The organism is Deinococcus indicus, assembly GCF_002198095.1.
GTDB lineage: Bacteria > Deinococcota > Deinococci > Deinococcales > Deinococcaceae > Deinococcus > Deinococcus caeni.
The window spans coordinates 715,846-730,864 of record NZ_NHMK01000009.1; the positions used below are offsets into that span (position 1 = coordinate 715,846).

Here is a 15,019-nt window from a genome sequence, read left to right on the forward strand (position 1 = left end):
GCACGGTTCGCTGCGGCTCCTGCCCGCACGGCCGGACCGTTACATCCAGTCTTTGAACCAGCCGCGAATGCGCTCGCCCAGGCCCTGCGACGGTTTCGGCTCGGGTTTGGCCGTGACCGGCGCGCTGGGTGCCGGGGCCGGCAGGTCGGTGGCGACAGCGACGGGCGCGGCAGGAGCCGCCACCGGCTCGTGGACGTCCGGGCCGTACACGGACGCCGGAACGCGGCCGTCCTCACCGATGCCGTACAGGACCAGTCCCACGCCGGCCGCGAAGCCGGGCGCGGCGACGATGTCGGTCAGGCCGCCGATGCCGCGCGGGCGGCCCACCCGCACCGGCAGGCGGAAGCGGTCGCGGGCGAGTTCCGGCGTGCCGCGCAGCAGGGCCGCGCCGCCGGTCAGGATCACGCCCTGCGCGACCAGTTCGACCGGGCCGAGCGTCTGGTCGATCTCGTCGCGGATCATGCCGAAGATCTCGGACATGCGCGGCTTGATGATGCGGGACAGTTCGAAGGCCGTGATGGCGTGCGTGCTGCCGGACGACGTGGTGATCTCCAGCGTCAGGTCCTGGTCCGCGAGTTCCGGCAGGGCCGCGCCGTAGCGGCGCTTGACGTTCTCGGCTTCCTCCATGGGAATCTTGAGGATCTGCGCGAGATCGGCCGTGACGTGCTCGCCGCCGATGGGAATGCAGGCGGAGTGCGCGAGGTTGCCGCGTTTGAACACGGCCACGTCGGTGGTGCCGCCGCCCATGTCCACGACGACGACCGTCTGGCCCTGCTCGGCGGCTTCCAGCGTGGCGAGGCCGCTGGCCAGCGCGTGCAGCGCGAAGCCCTCGACGTGCAGTCCGGCCTCCTGCACGCAGCGGCGCAGGTTCAGCAGCGGTCCGGCGGTCCCGGCGACGATATGCACGTCCACTTCCAGGCGGACGCCGTGCATGCCGACCGGGTTCTTGATGCCCTCCTGGCCGTCCACGACGTACTCCTGCGGGAGGGTGTGGATGATTTCGAGGTTCGGGTCGAGCGGCACGGCGCGCGCGTTCTCGATGGCGCGGTTCACGTCGCTCTGCACGATTTCCTGGTTGCGGCGGATGGCGGCCAGACCGTGGCTGGTGATGGCCTTGGCGTGGTTGCCGGCGACGCTGACGAACACGCTCTCGACCTTCACGCCGCTGACGCGTTCGGCGGTCTGGATGGACTGACGGATGGCCTGGGTGGCCCGCTCGAGGTTCACGACGCTGCCGCGTTTCATGCCCTCGCTGTGGACGGTGCCCTCGCCGATGATGTCGACGGTGCCGCCCTCGGCGACCTCGCCGATGACGGTCGTGATTTTCGTGGTGCCGATGTCCAGGCCCACAATGATGGTGTTGTCTTTCATTCCTGGACGCTCACCCCCCAGGGGTAGATGGAAATGTCGCTATTCGGATACATGCTGATGCTCCCAGCATACTTCAGTAAGGCCTGCAGGTCGCCACTCCAGACCGACCCGGAAGGCAATTTCACGCTCAGGCCGGTCGGCGTGAACACGACCGACTGCACATTGTAGCCGGACAGCGCGCCCAGCACGCGCAGCACATCCGGCAGGCGGTCCGGACCCCACCCGCTGACCAGCGGCAGCGCCGCGCCCGTCGCCGCGCCGGGCAGCACCGTCCCGTCCGCCGCCGCGACCACCACCGACCCGTCGGGCCGCGCCAGGCGCACGCGCGGCACCCGCTCGGTCACCTCGACCCGCACCGTGTCCGGGAACACCCGCACCACGCGCGCCGACGCCACCCACGGACTGTCCAGCAGCCCGCGCGCCCGCCACGCCCCGTAGTACAGCCACCCGAACCCCTCCGACAGCCCCGCGAGTTCCTGCACCCGCGCCCCGGACAGGCGCGCGTTCCCCTCGACCTGCACCGTCCGGACCGGCAACGCGAACCACGCGCCCGCCCCGACCCCGGCGACCAGCGCCACCGCCAGCAGCGGCCGCCAGCCCCGCCACGCCCGGAGTCGCCCGCGCCGCGCCGGACCCTCCGGCGCGACCTCGCCGCCCGGTTCCGGAACGCCCGCAGCGGGAGGCTGAACGGTCAGCGGGACGCTCTGCGCCGGGCCGGACACCGTGTCCGGGTCGGTCGGCGACTCGGCAGGCCGGCGACGGGGGAAGCGCAGGCTCCGGCGGGCGCGCGGCGCCTCCCCGGCCGGCGGCGCGTCCTGACCGGGCGGATCGAAGGTCAGGTTGACCGGCGGGGTCTGCGGCGCGTCCGGCGTGACCCGCCGGTTGCGTCGGCCCGCACCTCCTGAACCGTCCGTCACAGCGCCGGGCCGTCCTGGGGAGCGGCGGGCCGGTCCGGTTCGGGCAGCTGCTCGGGCCACAGTTCGTACTCCAGTTCCATCGGTACCGGCACCCGCGCGCGGATCACGTCCAGCAGCGCGTGCACGTCGGCCGCCGTCGCGCCGCCCAGGTTCACGATGAAGTTCGCGTGCTCCGGCGCGATCAGCGCGTTCCCGACCCGCGTGCCCTTCAGGCCCGCCTCGTCGATCAGCTGCCCGGCACTCACGCCGCCCGGATTCTTGAACGCGCAGCCCGGCGTCTTCATCTTCGGCTGGCCCTTGCGGGCGTTGTCCGCGAAGTCCATCTTCTCCAGCACCGCTTCCGGCGTGCTGCGCCGCAGCCGCAGCCGCACGCGCGACACCACGTGGTTGCGCGGAATGCCGCTGTTCCGGTAGCCCCACTGGAGGTCGGCGGGCGTGACCTGCCGCGTCTCCTGCGGCGTCACGATCTCGATGGTGTGCAGGCCGTCGAACATCTCGCCGTAACGGGTGCCGGCGTTCATCCACACCGCGCCGCCCACCTGCGCGGGAATCCCGACCGTGCCCTCCAGATTGCTCAGGCCCAGCTTCTGAAGCTGCCGGATCAGGCCGGGCAGCGGCACGCCGCCCCCCACCCAGCCGGTCACGATCTCGCCTTCGCTGCTCAGGTGCGGGTCCGGTTCCAGGTCCCGTTCGGCCAGCGGGCCGCTCAGGCGGATCACGCGTTCCGGCACGCCCTCGTCGGCGATCACGAGGTTGCTGCCGCCGCCCAGGATGCGGTACGGCTGCTCCATCGCCTCGGCCAGTTGCGCGTGGTCCGACACGAACCACATCTCGGACTCGCCGCCCACGCCCAGCGTCGTGAAGCGCGCCAGCGGCAGCCTCTCGACCCGCGCGCCCGTGCGGCTGACCGGCGCGGCGCTCACGCCGTCCCCCCGGCCAGTTCCCGCGACAGCTTCCAGACGTCCCCGGCGCCCATCGTCACGATGATGTCACCCGGCGTGGCCGAGGCGCGCAGCCGCCGCAGGATCTCCTGACGGTCCGGCAGGTACGTGACGCCCGCGTGCCCGTTTTCCGTCATGCGCCCCGAGATCAGGGTCGCGTGAATGCCCTCGATGGGCGCCTCGCTGGCCGCCGCGATGTCCATCAGCAGCACCTCGTCGGCGTCCATCAGCGCGTCGGCCAGCCGGGGCCAGGACTGCTGCGTGCGCAGGAAGCGGTGCGGCTGGAACACGATCCGCACGCGCCGCCCGGTCTGCCGGGCCGCCTGCACGGCCGCCGCGACCTTCGTGGCGTTGTGCGCGTAATCGTCCACGATCAGCGCGCCGTTCAGCTCCCCGATCCGCTGCCAGCGCCGACCCGGCCCCCGGAATGCCCCCAGCGCAGATGCCGCCCGCGCAAAATCCCCGCCGTGCAGGTGCGTGACCGCCAGCGCCGCCAGGGCGTTCAGCACGTTGTGCGTGCCGGGCAGGCCCACGCGCGCCTCGCCCAGTGCCTGCCCCCGGAACGACACCGTGAACGACGTGCCGTCCTCGTCCGGGCGCAGGTTCACGGCGCGGTAATCGGCGCCCTCGGCCTGCCCGTAACTGAGGCGTTCGGGCGCGCCCGTCACCAGTTCATCCAGTCCCGGCCAGTCGGCGCACAGCAGCACCCGCCCGGACTGCGCCACGAACCGCGCGAAGCCCGCGTGCTGCTCCTCGACCGTCTCCCAGTACGTGGCCTGATTGCCGCCCACGTGGTCGTCCTCGGCGTTCGTGAACACGGCCGTCGCGCAGCCCAGTTCCGCGAAGGCCCGGTCGGACTCGTCCACCTCGGCCACGAACGGCCCGGCGCCCACGCGGGCGTTACTGCCGAACTCGGGCACGATCCCGCCCACGAACGCGGACGGGTCCAGCCCCGCGCTCTGCATCGCCACGGCGATCATGCTGGTCGTGGTGGTCTTGCCGTGCGTGCCGATCACGCCCACGCTGGGGCCGGCGCGCAGCAGGTCGCCCAGCAGCGCCATGCGCGGCCGCACCAGCGTGCCCGATGCGTGCGCCGCCACGAGTTCCGGATGATCCTTCGGAACCGCTTCCGACGCGACCAGCACGTCCACCGGCCCGAACGGCGCGTCCAGCACGTGCGCCGCCGCGTGCCCGGTCGCCACGGGAATCCCCTCGGCCTGAAGCTGCGCCGTTAGCTCGGTCACGGACTCGTCGCAGCCGCTCACGCGGTGCCCGGCCGCCGACAGCAGCCGCGCGAAGGCGCTCATGCCGATGCCGCCCACACCCATCAGGTGATAGTGCAGCGGCGCAGCGACCAGGGAAGAAACGGATTGGGACGCCACGGACTCGCCGGGCGGTGTCAGCTGGGGGGATAGATCAGTCATGGGAGGTCAGGGAGGCCCACTAACGCAGGTGCCGTTCGATCAGATCCGCGAACCGCCCCGCCGCGCCCACCTGGGAGCGCCCGAGGGCCGCCTCACGCATCGAGGCGCGCGGACCCGCTGCCGCACACTCTAACACCGCCTGACCCAGCGTTCCGGGAACGTCCTTCTGCTCCACCACGCGCCCCGCCCCGGCCTGCTGCACCGCCACGGCATTGTGGAACTGGTGGTTCTCGGCCGATTCCGGCAGCGGCACCATGATCAGCGGCACCCCGTGGAACGCCGCCTCCGCCAGGGTGCTCGTCCCGGCCCGCGTGATCGCCAGGTCCGCCACCGACCACGCCGCGACCGCGTCCACGAACCCCACCGCCTCGTACCACTCGAGGTCCTTCACGCCGCGCGCCACGTCCGCCAGCCAGCGCGGCCCGGTCGAGTGCAGCACCTGCACGCCCCCCCCCGCCCGCGATCCCGTGAAATCCAGGTCCACGTTCAGGCCACCGGCACTGGCCTGCGGAGCCAGCAGCCCCTCACCGCCCAGCAGGTGCCGCAGCGTGTCCGGCACGGCGTTGTTCAGGAACAGCGACCCCTGCGACCCGCCCATCACGAAGATCGTCAGCGGGCCGTCCTGCAAGCCCAGCCGCTCCAGCGCCTCGGCACGCGGCATCCGAGTCTCGCGGACGGGCATGCCCACCAGCGACGCCCGCTTCGGGTCCAGGCCGATCACCCGTTCGTACGCCGTGCCGACCGCCCGCGCGCCCCGCACCGCCAGCCGCTGCGTCAGGCCCAGCCGCGCGTTCTGCTCGTGCAGGACCGTCGGCAGGCCCAGGCTCTGCGCGGCCAGCACGCCCGGCAGGCTCGCGAACCCCCCGTACCCGACGACCGCGCCGGGCCGCGTGCGCGCCAGGAACGACCGCGCCTGCGCCACGCCCTGCCCGGCCCGCAGCAGCTCACGCGGGTCCGGGCGGCCCTGCCCGCTGCGCGCCAGTTTCCCGGCGTCCACCCCGTGAAACGCGAGGCCCTGCTCGGCCGCCACGCGCTCCTCCATGCCGCCCCGCTGCCCCAGCAGCAGCGTCTCGTGCCCGCGCGCCATCAACTCACGCGCCGTCGCCACCGCCGGGTAGATGTGCCCACCCGTGCCCCCTGTCGCCATCACAACCAGACTCATTGCGGGCGAGTGTAGCCCGTGCGGGACATGGAATGCAGGCCCCTGACAGCGGGAAGGGCTACAGCACGGGGCGGGAGCCGCCGCCCCCGCCTCTGAATCCGTCTCTGCAATCCGCTCCCGGCCACCCGCCCGCTCAGTCGAACAGGTCACCCAGGCTCTTGCCGCCGCTGCTGCTGTCCCCGCCCATGCCGTGCTCGAACTCCTCGTAGGGCTGCACGACCACGAAGCCGTCCCCCTGGAAGACCATCTGGTACGTCTCGCCGCCGCCCCGGCCGATCATGGAACGCAGGCTGGAATCCATCCGCAGCTGCGGTTGCAGGTTCCCGCTCCAGGCGATGGTGGCGTTCGGGTCCGTGAAGATCGGCTCGTTCGGCGTGACCCGCAGCGTCAGCGGCTTGCCGTGGCTCAGGATGGCGACCAGACCCTGCCCCTGCACCTTCACGCTGAACAGCCCCCCGGCCGCCATGCCCGCAATGCGGCGCTGCATGGTGATGTCGTACTGCACGCTGTCCTCGAAGGCCAGCAGGTCGTTGCCGTTCACGTTCAGGCTGTCGCCCGCCAGCCGCAGGATCTGCACCTCCTTGCCCTGGTCGGCCAGGTACGCCACGCCGCGCCCCTCGATCTTCGCCAGCGGACTCATCTCCTGCGACACGGCCCGTTTCAGGGCTTTCATCAGGCCGCCTTCCAGGGTGCCCTCGCGCTTGAAGGTCAGGTTGCCCTTGTAGGCGACCATGGCGCCCAGCTTGCTCCAGATGCGCCCGTTCACCTTCACTTCCAGCATCTTGCTGCTTTCCAGCTCGAACACGTCGCCGGGATTGTCCCGCTCGGCGGTCTGCGCCAGGAAGTCGCGGAGGCTGTACGTGCCGTCACTGCCGGGGTTCATGTCTGTCATACCTGTCCACAGTACGACGCGGCGCGCGCCTGGGTTCCGGCCCCGTCAGCCCGTCAGGTCAGCCCGGTCAGGTCAGCCCCATCATGTCAGCAGGGTGCCGATGCGGCGCAGCACCTCGTGGATGGTGTTCAGGTCGGTCGCGTAACTCAGGCGCACCTGCCCCGGCGCCCCGAAGTCCGTGCCCGGCACGACCGCCACGCGCGCGTCGTCCAGAATGCGGCGCGCGGCTTCCAGTTCGTCGGTGTGGAGGCGGTCCGTGTTCGCCATCACGTAGAACGCACCCTGCGGGGTGGGGGTGGGCAGACCCAGGGCGTTCAGGCCGGCGACGATCACGTCGCGCCGCTCGCGGTACGCCCCGCGCGCCATGTCGATGAAGCGGGCCGTCTCCTCGTGCTCCTCCAGGGCCGCCAGCGCCGCGTACTGCGAGACGCTGCTGGCGTTGCTGGTGCTCTGGGATTGCAGGGCGTTCATGGCGGCGATCACGTCCTTCGGTCCGCCCGCGTACCCGATGCGCCAGCCGGTCATGGCGTACGCCTTGCTGGCCCCGTTGATGGTCAGGGTGTGTTCCGGCGCGTACAGGCCGATGCTGACCTGCCGGGCGTCGTACACCAGATGCTCGTACATCTCGTCCGTCACGATGATCAGCCCGTGGCGCTGCGCCACGCCCGCCACCGCCTCCAGCACCTCCGGCGTGAACACGGCGCCCGTGGGGTTGCCGGGGCTGTTCAGCACGATCATGCGGGTCCGGGGCGTCACGCGCGCCTCCAGCGCCTGCGGGTCCAGCTGGAAGCCCGATTCCGGCGTGGTCGGCACCGCCACCGGCACCGCGCCCGCCAGCGCCACCATCTCCGGGTAGCTCACCCAGTACGGCGCGGGAATCAGCACCTCGTCACCCGGATTCAGCAGGGCCATGAATGCATTGAACAGCGCCTGCTTGCCCCCGCTCGTGACCGTCACGCAGTCCGGCGCGTAGCTCAGACCGTTCTCTCGGGCGAACTTCGCGCTGATTGCCTCACGCAGTTCCGGAATCCCGTTGACTGCCGTGTACTTCGTCTTGCCGGATTCGATGGCGGCCATCGCCGCCGCCTTCACGTGATCCGGCGTGTCGAAGTCCGGTTCGCCCACGCTCATGCTGATCACGTCCACACCCTGACGCCGCAGTTCCAGCGCGCGGCTGGTCACGGCGACCGTCGAGGACGGCTTCAGGCTCAGGGCACGGTCGGACAGCTGGAAAGGGCCACTCATGCCCCGCAGGGTACAGGCGGCCCGCACGGACAGGCGCGAGAGGTTTAGAAGCGGTACGTCAGGCCCAGGCGCAGGGTGGGGGAGGGCAGCGCGAAATCCTCCGCGGGCCGCGCGGGCTGGCCGGGCTGGGGGGCTGGCCGGCTGCCGATCGCCTCTCGCAGCACCGTGTAGCGCACGCCGCCCTCGACGAAGAAGCCCAGATCGGGGCGCGTGCGGCTGCGGTACCCGGCGACCGCCCCAGCGCGCCAGCCACCCCTGCCCGTCACCACCACCCCGGCAGACGGCCCGCCGTACCAGCCGGTATCGGCGCGGCTGAACAGCAGGTCGGCACTCAGGATGGCGGCCACAGTGGCGTCCACACCCACGCGCGGCGTGACGGTCAGGGCGCCCACCTGCCCCACCGGAGCGGAAACCGACACCTGAACGACCGGGAGGATGGTTTCCAGCCCCAGCCCCGCCCAGACGGTGGGTCGCTCACGGGTGTCGGCGGCTGCGGTCTGCGCCGCCGCGAGGCTGCCGGTAAGGGGCAGCAGGGTCGCCAGGGTGGCCTTCAGTAAAGACGTTTTCAGGATTCTCATACTGCGGCCATTCTAGCCACGCGTCTGGACTGTGGGCGCCGCACACGAGGCGGCGGGAGCCACGCTGCCGTGACCCCCGCCGCGCCCGGACGGACGTTCAGTGCAGCAGGCCGATGGACCGGGCGCGGCTGACGGCCTCGGTGCGGTCCCCGGCGTCCAGCTTGGCGTACAGGCGCGCCAGGTGGTCCTTGACGGTGTCGGGGCTGACGCCCAGGTTCTTGGCGATCTCCTTGTTGCTGTAGCCCTGGGCCAGCAGGGGCAGCACCTCGGATTCGCGGGGCGTCAGGCGGGGTACGTCCACGTGCGGCAGGCGGTCCACGTCGGGGTTCGCCACGATGTCGCGCAGCTGCCGCGCCAGGCTTTCCGGGTCGGTCTCCTTGCTGACGTACCCGCGCGCTCCGGCGGCGCGGGCGGCCTGCACGATGGCGGGCTCGGCGAAGGTGGTGATCAGGACGCTGACCAGCCGGGGGTTGCTCTGGCGCAGGCGTTCGCAGACCTCGATGCCGGTCATGCCGGGCATCTTGACGTCCAGCAGCGCGGCGTCGGGTTGCAGGGCGCGGCAGGCTTCCAGGGCGGCCAGTCCGTCGCTCGCCTCGGCCACCACGTCGAATCCCTGGTGAATGAGTGCGTATTTCAGGCCCATGCGGAACAGGGGGTGGTCGTCGGCGATCACGAGTCTCATGGTGTTACCTCCGGAAGTTCGAGGGTGAAGCGGGTCAGGTCGGCGGGCGGAACGGACGGATCAGGGTCGGGCGGCTGGCCCGGTGGAGCGCGGTCGTAGTGCAGGCCGCCCCCGTGCGCCTCGGCGATGCGGCGCACGATGAACAGTCCCAGGCCGGCGGTTCCGGCGGTGTACTGCTGCCCGGCGATGGTGGTGGGCTGGGCGTTGAACGGCTGCGCGAGCGTGTCGAGCGGCGCGGGCAGGCCGGGGCCGTCGTCGGTGACCTCGATGCCGCGCGGCGTGACCGTCAGTTCGACGTGCGTGCGGGCGTACCGCAGGGCGTTCACGGCGAGGTTCGTGACGGCCCGGTCGAGGACGGTGGGGTCCGCGCCGGCGTACCCGTGCCCGCTGACGGTCAGGGTCCGGCCGGTCGCCTGCGGGGCGAGCCGCGCGGCGACGTTGTCCACGAGGGCGCGTAGGTCGGTCGGAACGAGGTGCACGGTCACGTCTTCCTGCTCGAAGCGGTGCGCGTCGGCCATCTGCTGCACCAGCGCCAGCAGCCGCGTCGTTTCCGCCTGGATCTGGTCGCCGACCGCGCGGCGTTCCTCCTCGGGGAGCGGCAGGGTGGTCAGGGCGCGGGTGAGGTGGCCGGTGGCGATCAGCGGCGTCTTCAGGTCGTGGACCAGCGTGGCCATGAAGGCGTTGCGGCGGCCCTGTTCGGTGCCGAGTCGGTCCAGCAGGCCGCTGAACGCGCCGCGCAGCGCGAGGATCTCGCTGGGGTCATCCGGGTGCGGTTGCGTGAAGTCGCCGCGTTCGACCTCGTTCTGAAGGCGGCTGACCGCGCGTAGCAGCGTGCCGCTCAGGACGTAGCCGACCAGGGCGCACAGGCTGCCCACGATCAGCATCCAGGCGAGCAGGGTGCTGGTCGGGACGCTGGGGCGGGCGGTGACGGTCAGGACCACGTTCGGCAGGAACGCCAGCATGAAGATCACCAGCGTGAACTGCGCGCGCAGGGTGCTGCGGCCCAGCGCCCCGCGCCGGGTGGCGGGGGCGGTCGGGGCAGTTGAGGCGCGGCTCATGGATCTCAGCGTACGGACTGCGGTCTGACAGAAAACTCACGCCCGTGGGGGGCCGCGCGGGTCTGTCAACCCCCCACCCCCGTCAGTTGCCCCCGGCAGAACCGTGAGGGAGCAGAAGGGAAGCAATCATTCACGAACGGGCAAAATCGTGAATACTTTCACTAATGGTCGACAAGAAAGAGGGGAGCGGGTCACCCCACCCCCCGTCCGTTCAGGCCTGGGGCTGCTGCAGCTGCGGGCCGCCCTGCGCCACGTAGCCTTCCAGGGTCGCGTAGTCGTCCTGGAAGTGCATCAGCACGCCGCCGAACAGCGTGTCGAAGGTCTCCTGGGGCATCTCGGCCAGGGTGGGGTAGAAGCCCACGTACTCCAGCCACACGTTGCCGTCCGCGTCAATGGAACGCGCGAAGGCCCGCTCGCGGTTGCGGTCGTTGAGCATGTTCACGACCTCGTTGCGGCGGTCGTTGTACTGCTTCTGGGTCACGCAGGTCACTTCCAGACGGCTGGTGTTGTTCGGGCCGTCGTTCACGCTGACCAGCACGGCCGCGTCGCCCATCTCGAAGCGCCAGCCCATGCGGATGAACCGCTGGCCGTTGTTCTCTTCCATGTCCAGCTGAACTTCTTTCTCCTTGAGATACTTCGCAAGGGTATCCAGCGTCAGCAGAGCCGTTTCCATCGTCATTGAAACCATCCTCCTCGGTGGGTGAAGCACATCAGTGAAATCTGTCTGTGGTTGAAACCCGGCCGATTCTAACACCCCCGGCCACAGGCGCGCGCTTCAGGGTCGGCTCAGCACGCTCAGGGTCACGGGCGCGACCCCCTCGCTCAGGATGCCCAGCGCCGCCGCCGCCTCGTCCGACAGGTCGATCACCCGCGACGCCACCCCGAACGGCCCCCGGTCGTTGATCAGCACGTCCACGCTGCGGCCCGTCCGGGCGTGCGTGACCCGCACCCACGTCCCGAACGGCAGCGTCAGGTGCGCGGCCGTCATGACGGTCCGCGCGTCCCGGCGCCCCCCGTAGTACACCGCCTGCCCCTGCTGGAAGACCGCGTCGGCCGCGCCCACCCCGGTGGCCCGCACGGTCGCCACCTGCCCCGCCCGCTGCGCCGGCGCCTGGGCCGGGACCTGGGCCGCGCGCCCGTCCGGCACGTTCAGCACGTCACCCGGCCGGATCGCCGCGCCCTGCCCGCGGTTCAGGTCCAGCAGCGCCTGCACGCTCACGCCGTGCGCCCGCGCGATCTCCCACAGGGTGTCGCCGGCCTGCACGCGGTACGAACCGGCCTGCGCCGATCCCAGCACGGCGGTCAGCGCGACGGCCGCCAGGACCGCGCCGGGACGCCTCACACGGCCTCCTTCTCGCTGCGGCTCAGGACCTCGTGGCCGTCCTCGGTGACCAGCACCAGATCCTCGATCCGCACGCCGCCCACGTCCGGCAGGTACGCGCCGGGTTCGACGGTCACGATCATGCCGGGCCGCAGCACGTCCTCGCTGCTGCCGCGCAGGCTGGGACCCTCGTGGACCATCAGGCCCACCCCGTGCCCCAGCGAGTGCGCGAACGCCTCGCCCAGGCCGTGCCCGGTCAGGATGTCGCGCGCCAGGGCGTCCAGGTCCGCGCCGCGCACGCCGGGGCGCACCGCCCGCACCGCCGCCTCTTCGGCCTCCAGCACCGCGCGGTACACGCGGGCCATCTCGGGGCTGGGGGTGCCCACCGCGACCGTGCGGGTCATGTCGCTGTTGTACCCGTTCAGGCGCGCGCCCATGTCCACCGTGACCAGTTCGCCGTCCCCGATCACGCGGTCCGACGCCACGCCGTGCGGCAGCGCGCCGCGCGGCCCGCTCGCCACGATGATCTCGAAGGCACTCTCGGCCCCGACGCGGCGCAGCAGCGACTCGATCTCCAGCGCCACGTCCAGTTCGCGCACGCCCGCGCGGATCATGGGCCGCACCTGCGCGAATACCCGGTCGGCGAGCGCCTGCGCGTCCCGCACGGCCTGCACCTCGTCCGGCGTCTTGACCATCCGCAGGTCCGAGAGCAGCCCGGCCGTGCCCACCAGCGTCGCCTGCGGCCAATAGGTCCGCAGCTGCTCCAGTTCGGCCACGGTCAGGCTCTCGGCCTCAAAGCCCACGCGCAGGCCCGCGAGGCCCGGCGCGGCGTGCTCCAGCGTGGCGGGCGGCCGCGCAATGAATGTCGGCACGCGCGACTCCTGCGCCGCCTGCACCGTGTACCGCGCGTCGGTGTACAGCGTCGCGTCCTGCGGCGTGACCAGCACCTTCCCGTCCTTGCCGCTCGTGAACCCGCTCAGGTACCGCACGTTCGCCGCGTCGCTGATCCACAGGGCGTCCACTCCGGCGCGGCCCATGGCGGCCCGCAACTGCTCCAGTTGACTCATGAACGGCAAAGTAACACGCGCCCCCCCGGTCCGTCTGCCGCCCCCCGCCCCCCACGCCCGCGTGACCGGCCCCCCGGAAAGGCGGTACAGTGCGCGGAATCCAGCCTTCAGACCCGCCTCGCCTGTCCCCGCACCGGAGACAGTGTGAACGGGATTACCTGTCATGCGCTTATACTCGTTTATCGGGACAATCGACACGGCCTTTTCAGGTCTGGTAACACCCCCAAGGAGGGATCACCGTGAAACTTCACGAGTATCAGGGTAAGGAAATTCTGCGCCAGTTCGGCGTCAACGTTCAGGACGGCAAGGTCGCCCGCACCCCCGACGAGGTGCGCGCCATCGCCCGCGAGTACGGTCAGCCCGTCGTCGTCAAGGCCCAGGTTCACGTGGGCGGACGCGGCAAGGCCGGCGGCGTGAAATTCAGCCCCACCGAAGACAAAGCCTTCGAGAACGGCGAGAAGATCCTCGGCATGGACATCAAGGGCCTGACCGTCAACAAGGTTCTCGTTACCAAGGCCGTCGACATCGACGCCGGCGTCGAGTACTACGTCGGCATGATCGTCGACCGCAACGTCCAGAGTTACACCCTGATGGCCAGCGCCGAGGGCGGCATGGAAATCGAGGAAGTGGCCGCCGCCACCCCCGAGAAGATCATCAAGCACCGCGTCGACCCGGTCACGGGCCTGCGCCCCTACGAGGCGCGCGAGGTGGCCATCAAGGCCGGCTTCAAGGGCAACCTGAACAAGATCGCCGACATGATGGTCAAGATGAGCGAGGCCGCCCTGAAGCGTGACGCCGTGCTCGTCGAGATCAACCCGCTGTTCGTCGGTCCCGACGGCATCCCGCTCGCGCTGGACACCAAGTTCGAGATCGACGACAACGCCATGTACCGCCACGCCGACCTGGCCGACTGGCGCGAACTGGAAGCCGAGCACCCCCTCGAGATTGAGGCCAGCAAGTACGGCTTCGCGTACGTGAAACTCGACGACGGCAACGTCGGCGTGCTGGGCAACGGTGCGGGCATCGTGATGACCAGCCTCGACGTGGTCAACCGCGCCGGCGCCAAACCCGCCAACTTCCTCGACATCGGCGGCGGCGCCAAGGCCGAGATCGTGTACAACGCGGTCAAACTGGTCAGCAAGGACACCGACGTCAAGGCCATCTTCATCAACATCTTCGGCGGCATCACCCGCGCCGACGAGGTCGCCAAGGGCGTCATCCAGGCCCTGAACGACGGCATCCTGACCAAGCCCGTGCGCATGCGCATCGCCGGCACGGCCGAGGACGAAGCCAAGGCGCTGCTCGCCGAAGTGGGCAGCCCCCTGATCCAGATGTACCCCACCATGTTCGAGGCCGCCGACGAGGCCGCCAAGGACGCCAACGCCGCGGAGGGCAAGTAATGGGCATTCTCGTTGACAACAACAGCCGCGTGATCGTGCAGGGCATGACCGGCCGCGAAGGTGCGAGCCACAGCCGCGCCATGAAGGAATTCGGCACGCAGGTCGTCGCGGGCGTCACGCCCGGCAAGGGCGGCACCGACTTCGAAGGCTGGCCCGTGTACAACAGCGTCGCCGAGGCGAAAGCCGCGCACGACGCGAACGTCAGCATCATCTTCGTGCCGCCCGCCGGCGCCGCCGACGCCGTGCTGGAAGCCGCGCACGCCGGTATGCCCCTGATCGTCCTGATCACCGAGGGCGTGCCCACCGTCGACATGATGAAGGCCGTGCAGGAAGTCAAGACGCTCGACGCGCTCAACCGCGCCGAGGGCGGTCAGGGCATCCGACTGATCGGCGGCAACTGCCCCGGTCTGGTCACCAACGGCCAGGCGAAAGTCGGCATCATGCCGAACAAGATCTACACCAACCCCGGCCGCATCGGCCTGATCAGCCGCTCCGGCACCCTCACCTACGAGGCCGCCAAACTGCTGAACGACGCCGGCATGGGCACCAGCACCACCGTCGGCATCGGCGGCGACCCCGTGATCGGCACGACCTTCGCGGACGTGCTGCCCCTGTTCGAGGCTGACCCCGACACCGACGCCATCGTCGTGATCGGCGAGATCGGCGGCGCGGACGAGGAAGCGGCCGCCGAGTACATCGCCCAGCACATGAAGAAGCCCGTCGTGGCCTTCATCAGCGGCCGCAGCGCGCCCAAGGGCAAGCGCATGGGCCACGCCGGCGCGATCATCATGGGCGACGTGGGCACCCCGGAAAGCAAGCTGGCCGCCTTCGCCGCCGCGAACGTCCCGGTCGCCGACACCATGCCCGAGATCATCGACATGGTCAAGGCTGCCCTGAACAAGTAATACGGACTCCGATTGAATGGGCTGCACAGCCCGTTCAATCCGAGCGGATGCGAGTG

Annotated in this window: 15 protein-coding genes; 2 read left to right on the forward strand and 13 right to left on the reverse strand. The window is 70.7% G+C overall.

Annotated elements, in window-relative coordinates:
* Window positions 1-39: 39 nt before the first annotated feature.
* The 13 genes from ftsA to CBQ26_RS05995 all read right to left on the reverse strand — a co-directional run bounded on the left by ftsA (window position 40) and on the right by CBQ26_RS05995 (window position 12,658).
* The gene (gene ftsA / locus CBQ26_RS05935) at window positions 40-1,371 is read right to left on the reverse strand and encodes a cell division protein FtsA (RefSeq protein WP_088247589.1); all 1,332 of its coding nucleotides are present in this window, start codon (window positions 1,369-1,371) and stop codon (window positions 40-42) included.
* Window positions 1,368-1,892, reverse strand: a complete 525-nt coding sequence (locus CBQ26_RS23110; RefSeq protein ID WP_373297114.1) for a cell division protein FtsQ/DivIB — start codon at window positions 1,890-1,892, stop codon at window positions 1,368-1,370. Before CBQ26_RS23110 ends, ftsA begins: the two co-directional genes overlap by 4 nt.
* A gap of 392 nt (window positions 1,893-2,284) precedes the next feature.
* Window positions 2,285-3,211, reverse strand: a complete 927-nt coding sequence (locus CBQ26_RS05945; protein ID WP_088247590.1) for a UDP-N-acetylmuramate dehydrogenase — start codon at window positions 3,209-3,211, stop codon at window positions 2,285-2,287.
* Entirely contained in the window at window positions 3,208-4,653 is a 1,446-nt protein-coding gene (gene murC / locus CBQ26_RS05950) for a UDP-N-acetylmuramate--L-alanine ligase (protein WP_088247591.1), read from the reverse strand. Before murC ends, CBQ26_RS05945 begins: the two co-directional genes overlap by 4 nt.
* A 19-nt stretch (window positions 4,654-4,672) precedes the next feature.
* The gene (murG, locus tag CBQ26_RS05955; protein WP_088247592.1) at window positions 4,673-5,815 is read right to left on the reverse strand and encodes an undecaprenyldiphospho-muramoylpentapeptide beta-N-acetylglucosaminyltransferase; all 1,143 of its coding nucleotides are present in this window, start codon (window positions 5,813-5,815) and stop codon (window positions 4,673-4,675) included.
* A gap of 133 nt (window positions 5,816-5,948) precedes the next feature.
* Window positions 5,949-6,707: an AIM24 family protein gene (locus CBQ26_RS05960; protein ID WP_078304186.1), complete on the reverse strand. Its 759-nt coding sequence runs from the start codon at window positions 6,705-6,707 to the stop codon at window positions 5,949-5,951.
* An 81-nt stretch (window positions 6,708-6,788) separates the two neighbouring features.
* Window positions 6,789-7,952 carry a pyridoxal phosphate-dependent aminotransferase gene (locus CBQ26_RS05965; protein ID WP_088247593.1) on the reverse strand — a complete coding sequence of 388 codons (1,164 nt, stop codon included), beginning with the start codon at window positions 7,950-7,952 and terminating at the stop codon, window positions 6,789-6,791.
* Window positions 7,953-7,996: 44 nt separating this feature from the next.
* Window positions 7,997-8,530, reverse strand: coding sequence for a hypothetical protein (locus tag CBQ26_RS05970; RefSeq protein WP_088247594.1), 534 nt, complete (start codon window positions 8,528-8,530; stop codon window positions 7,997-7,999).
* Window positions 8,531-8,627: 97 nt separating this feature from the next.
* Window positions 8,628-9,212, reverse strand: coding sequence for a response regulator transcription factor (locus CBQ26_RS05975; protein WP_078304194.1), 585 nt, complete (start codon window positions 9,210-9,212; stop codon window positions 8,628-8,630).
* Window positions 9,209-10,270: a sensor histidine kinase gene (locus tag CBQ26_RS05980; RefSeq protein ID WP_088247595.1), complete on the reverse strand. Its 1,062-nt coding sequence runs from the start codon at window positions 10,268-10,270 to the stop codon at window positions 9,209-9,211. Before CBQ26_RS05980 ends, CBQ26_RS05975 begins: the two co-directional genes overlap by 4 nt.
* 211 nt (window positions 10,271-10,481) lie before the next feature.
* On the reverse strand, window positions 10,482-10,949 hold the full coding sequence (locus tag CBQ26_RS05985) for a YbjN domain-containing protein (RefSeq protein WP_088247596.1): 468 nt from the start codon (window positions 10,947-10,949) through the stop codon (window positions 10,482-10,484).
* Between the two features lie 96 nt (window positions 10,950-11,045).
* Complete coding sequence (locus CBQ26_RS22785; RefSeq protein ID WP_088247597.1) at window positions 11,046-11,612, reverse strand: septal ring lytic transglycosylase RlpA family protein; 567 nt, start codon at window positions 11,610-11,612, stop codon at window positions 11,046-11,048.
* Window positions 11,609-12,658: a M24 family metallopeptidase gene (locus CBQ26_RS05995; protein WP_088247598.1), complete on the reverse strand. Its 1,050-nt coding sequence runs from the start codon at window positions 12,656-12,658 to the stop codon at window positions 11,609-11,611. Before CBQ26_RS05995 ends, CBQ26_RS22785 begins: the two co-directional genes overlap by 4 nt.
* A 239-nt stretch (window positions 12,659-12,897) precedes the next feature.
* Here CBQ26_RS05995 and sucC point away from each other — a divergent pair, with 239 nt between their 5' ends.
* Window positions 12,898-14,058 (forward strand): ADP-forming succinate--CoA ligase subunit beta, encoded by a 1,161-nt coding sequence (sucC, locus tag CBQ26_RS06000; RefSeq protein WP_088247599.1) that lies wholly within the window; start codon window positions 12,898-12,900, stop codon window positions 14,056-14,058.
* Window positions 14,058-14,963, forward strand: coding sequence for a succinate--CoA ligase subunit alpha (sucD, locus tag CBQ26_RS06005; protein ID WP_088247600.1), 906 nt, complete (start codon window positions 14,058-14,060; stop codon window positions 14,961-14,963). The genes sucC and sucD overlap by 1 nt, the downstream gene beginning before the upstream one ends.
* Window positions 14,964-15,019 lie beyond the last annotated feature (56 nt).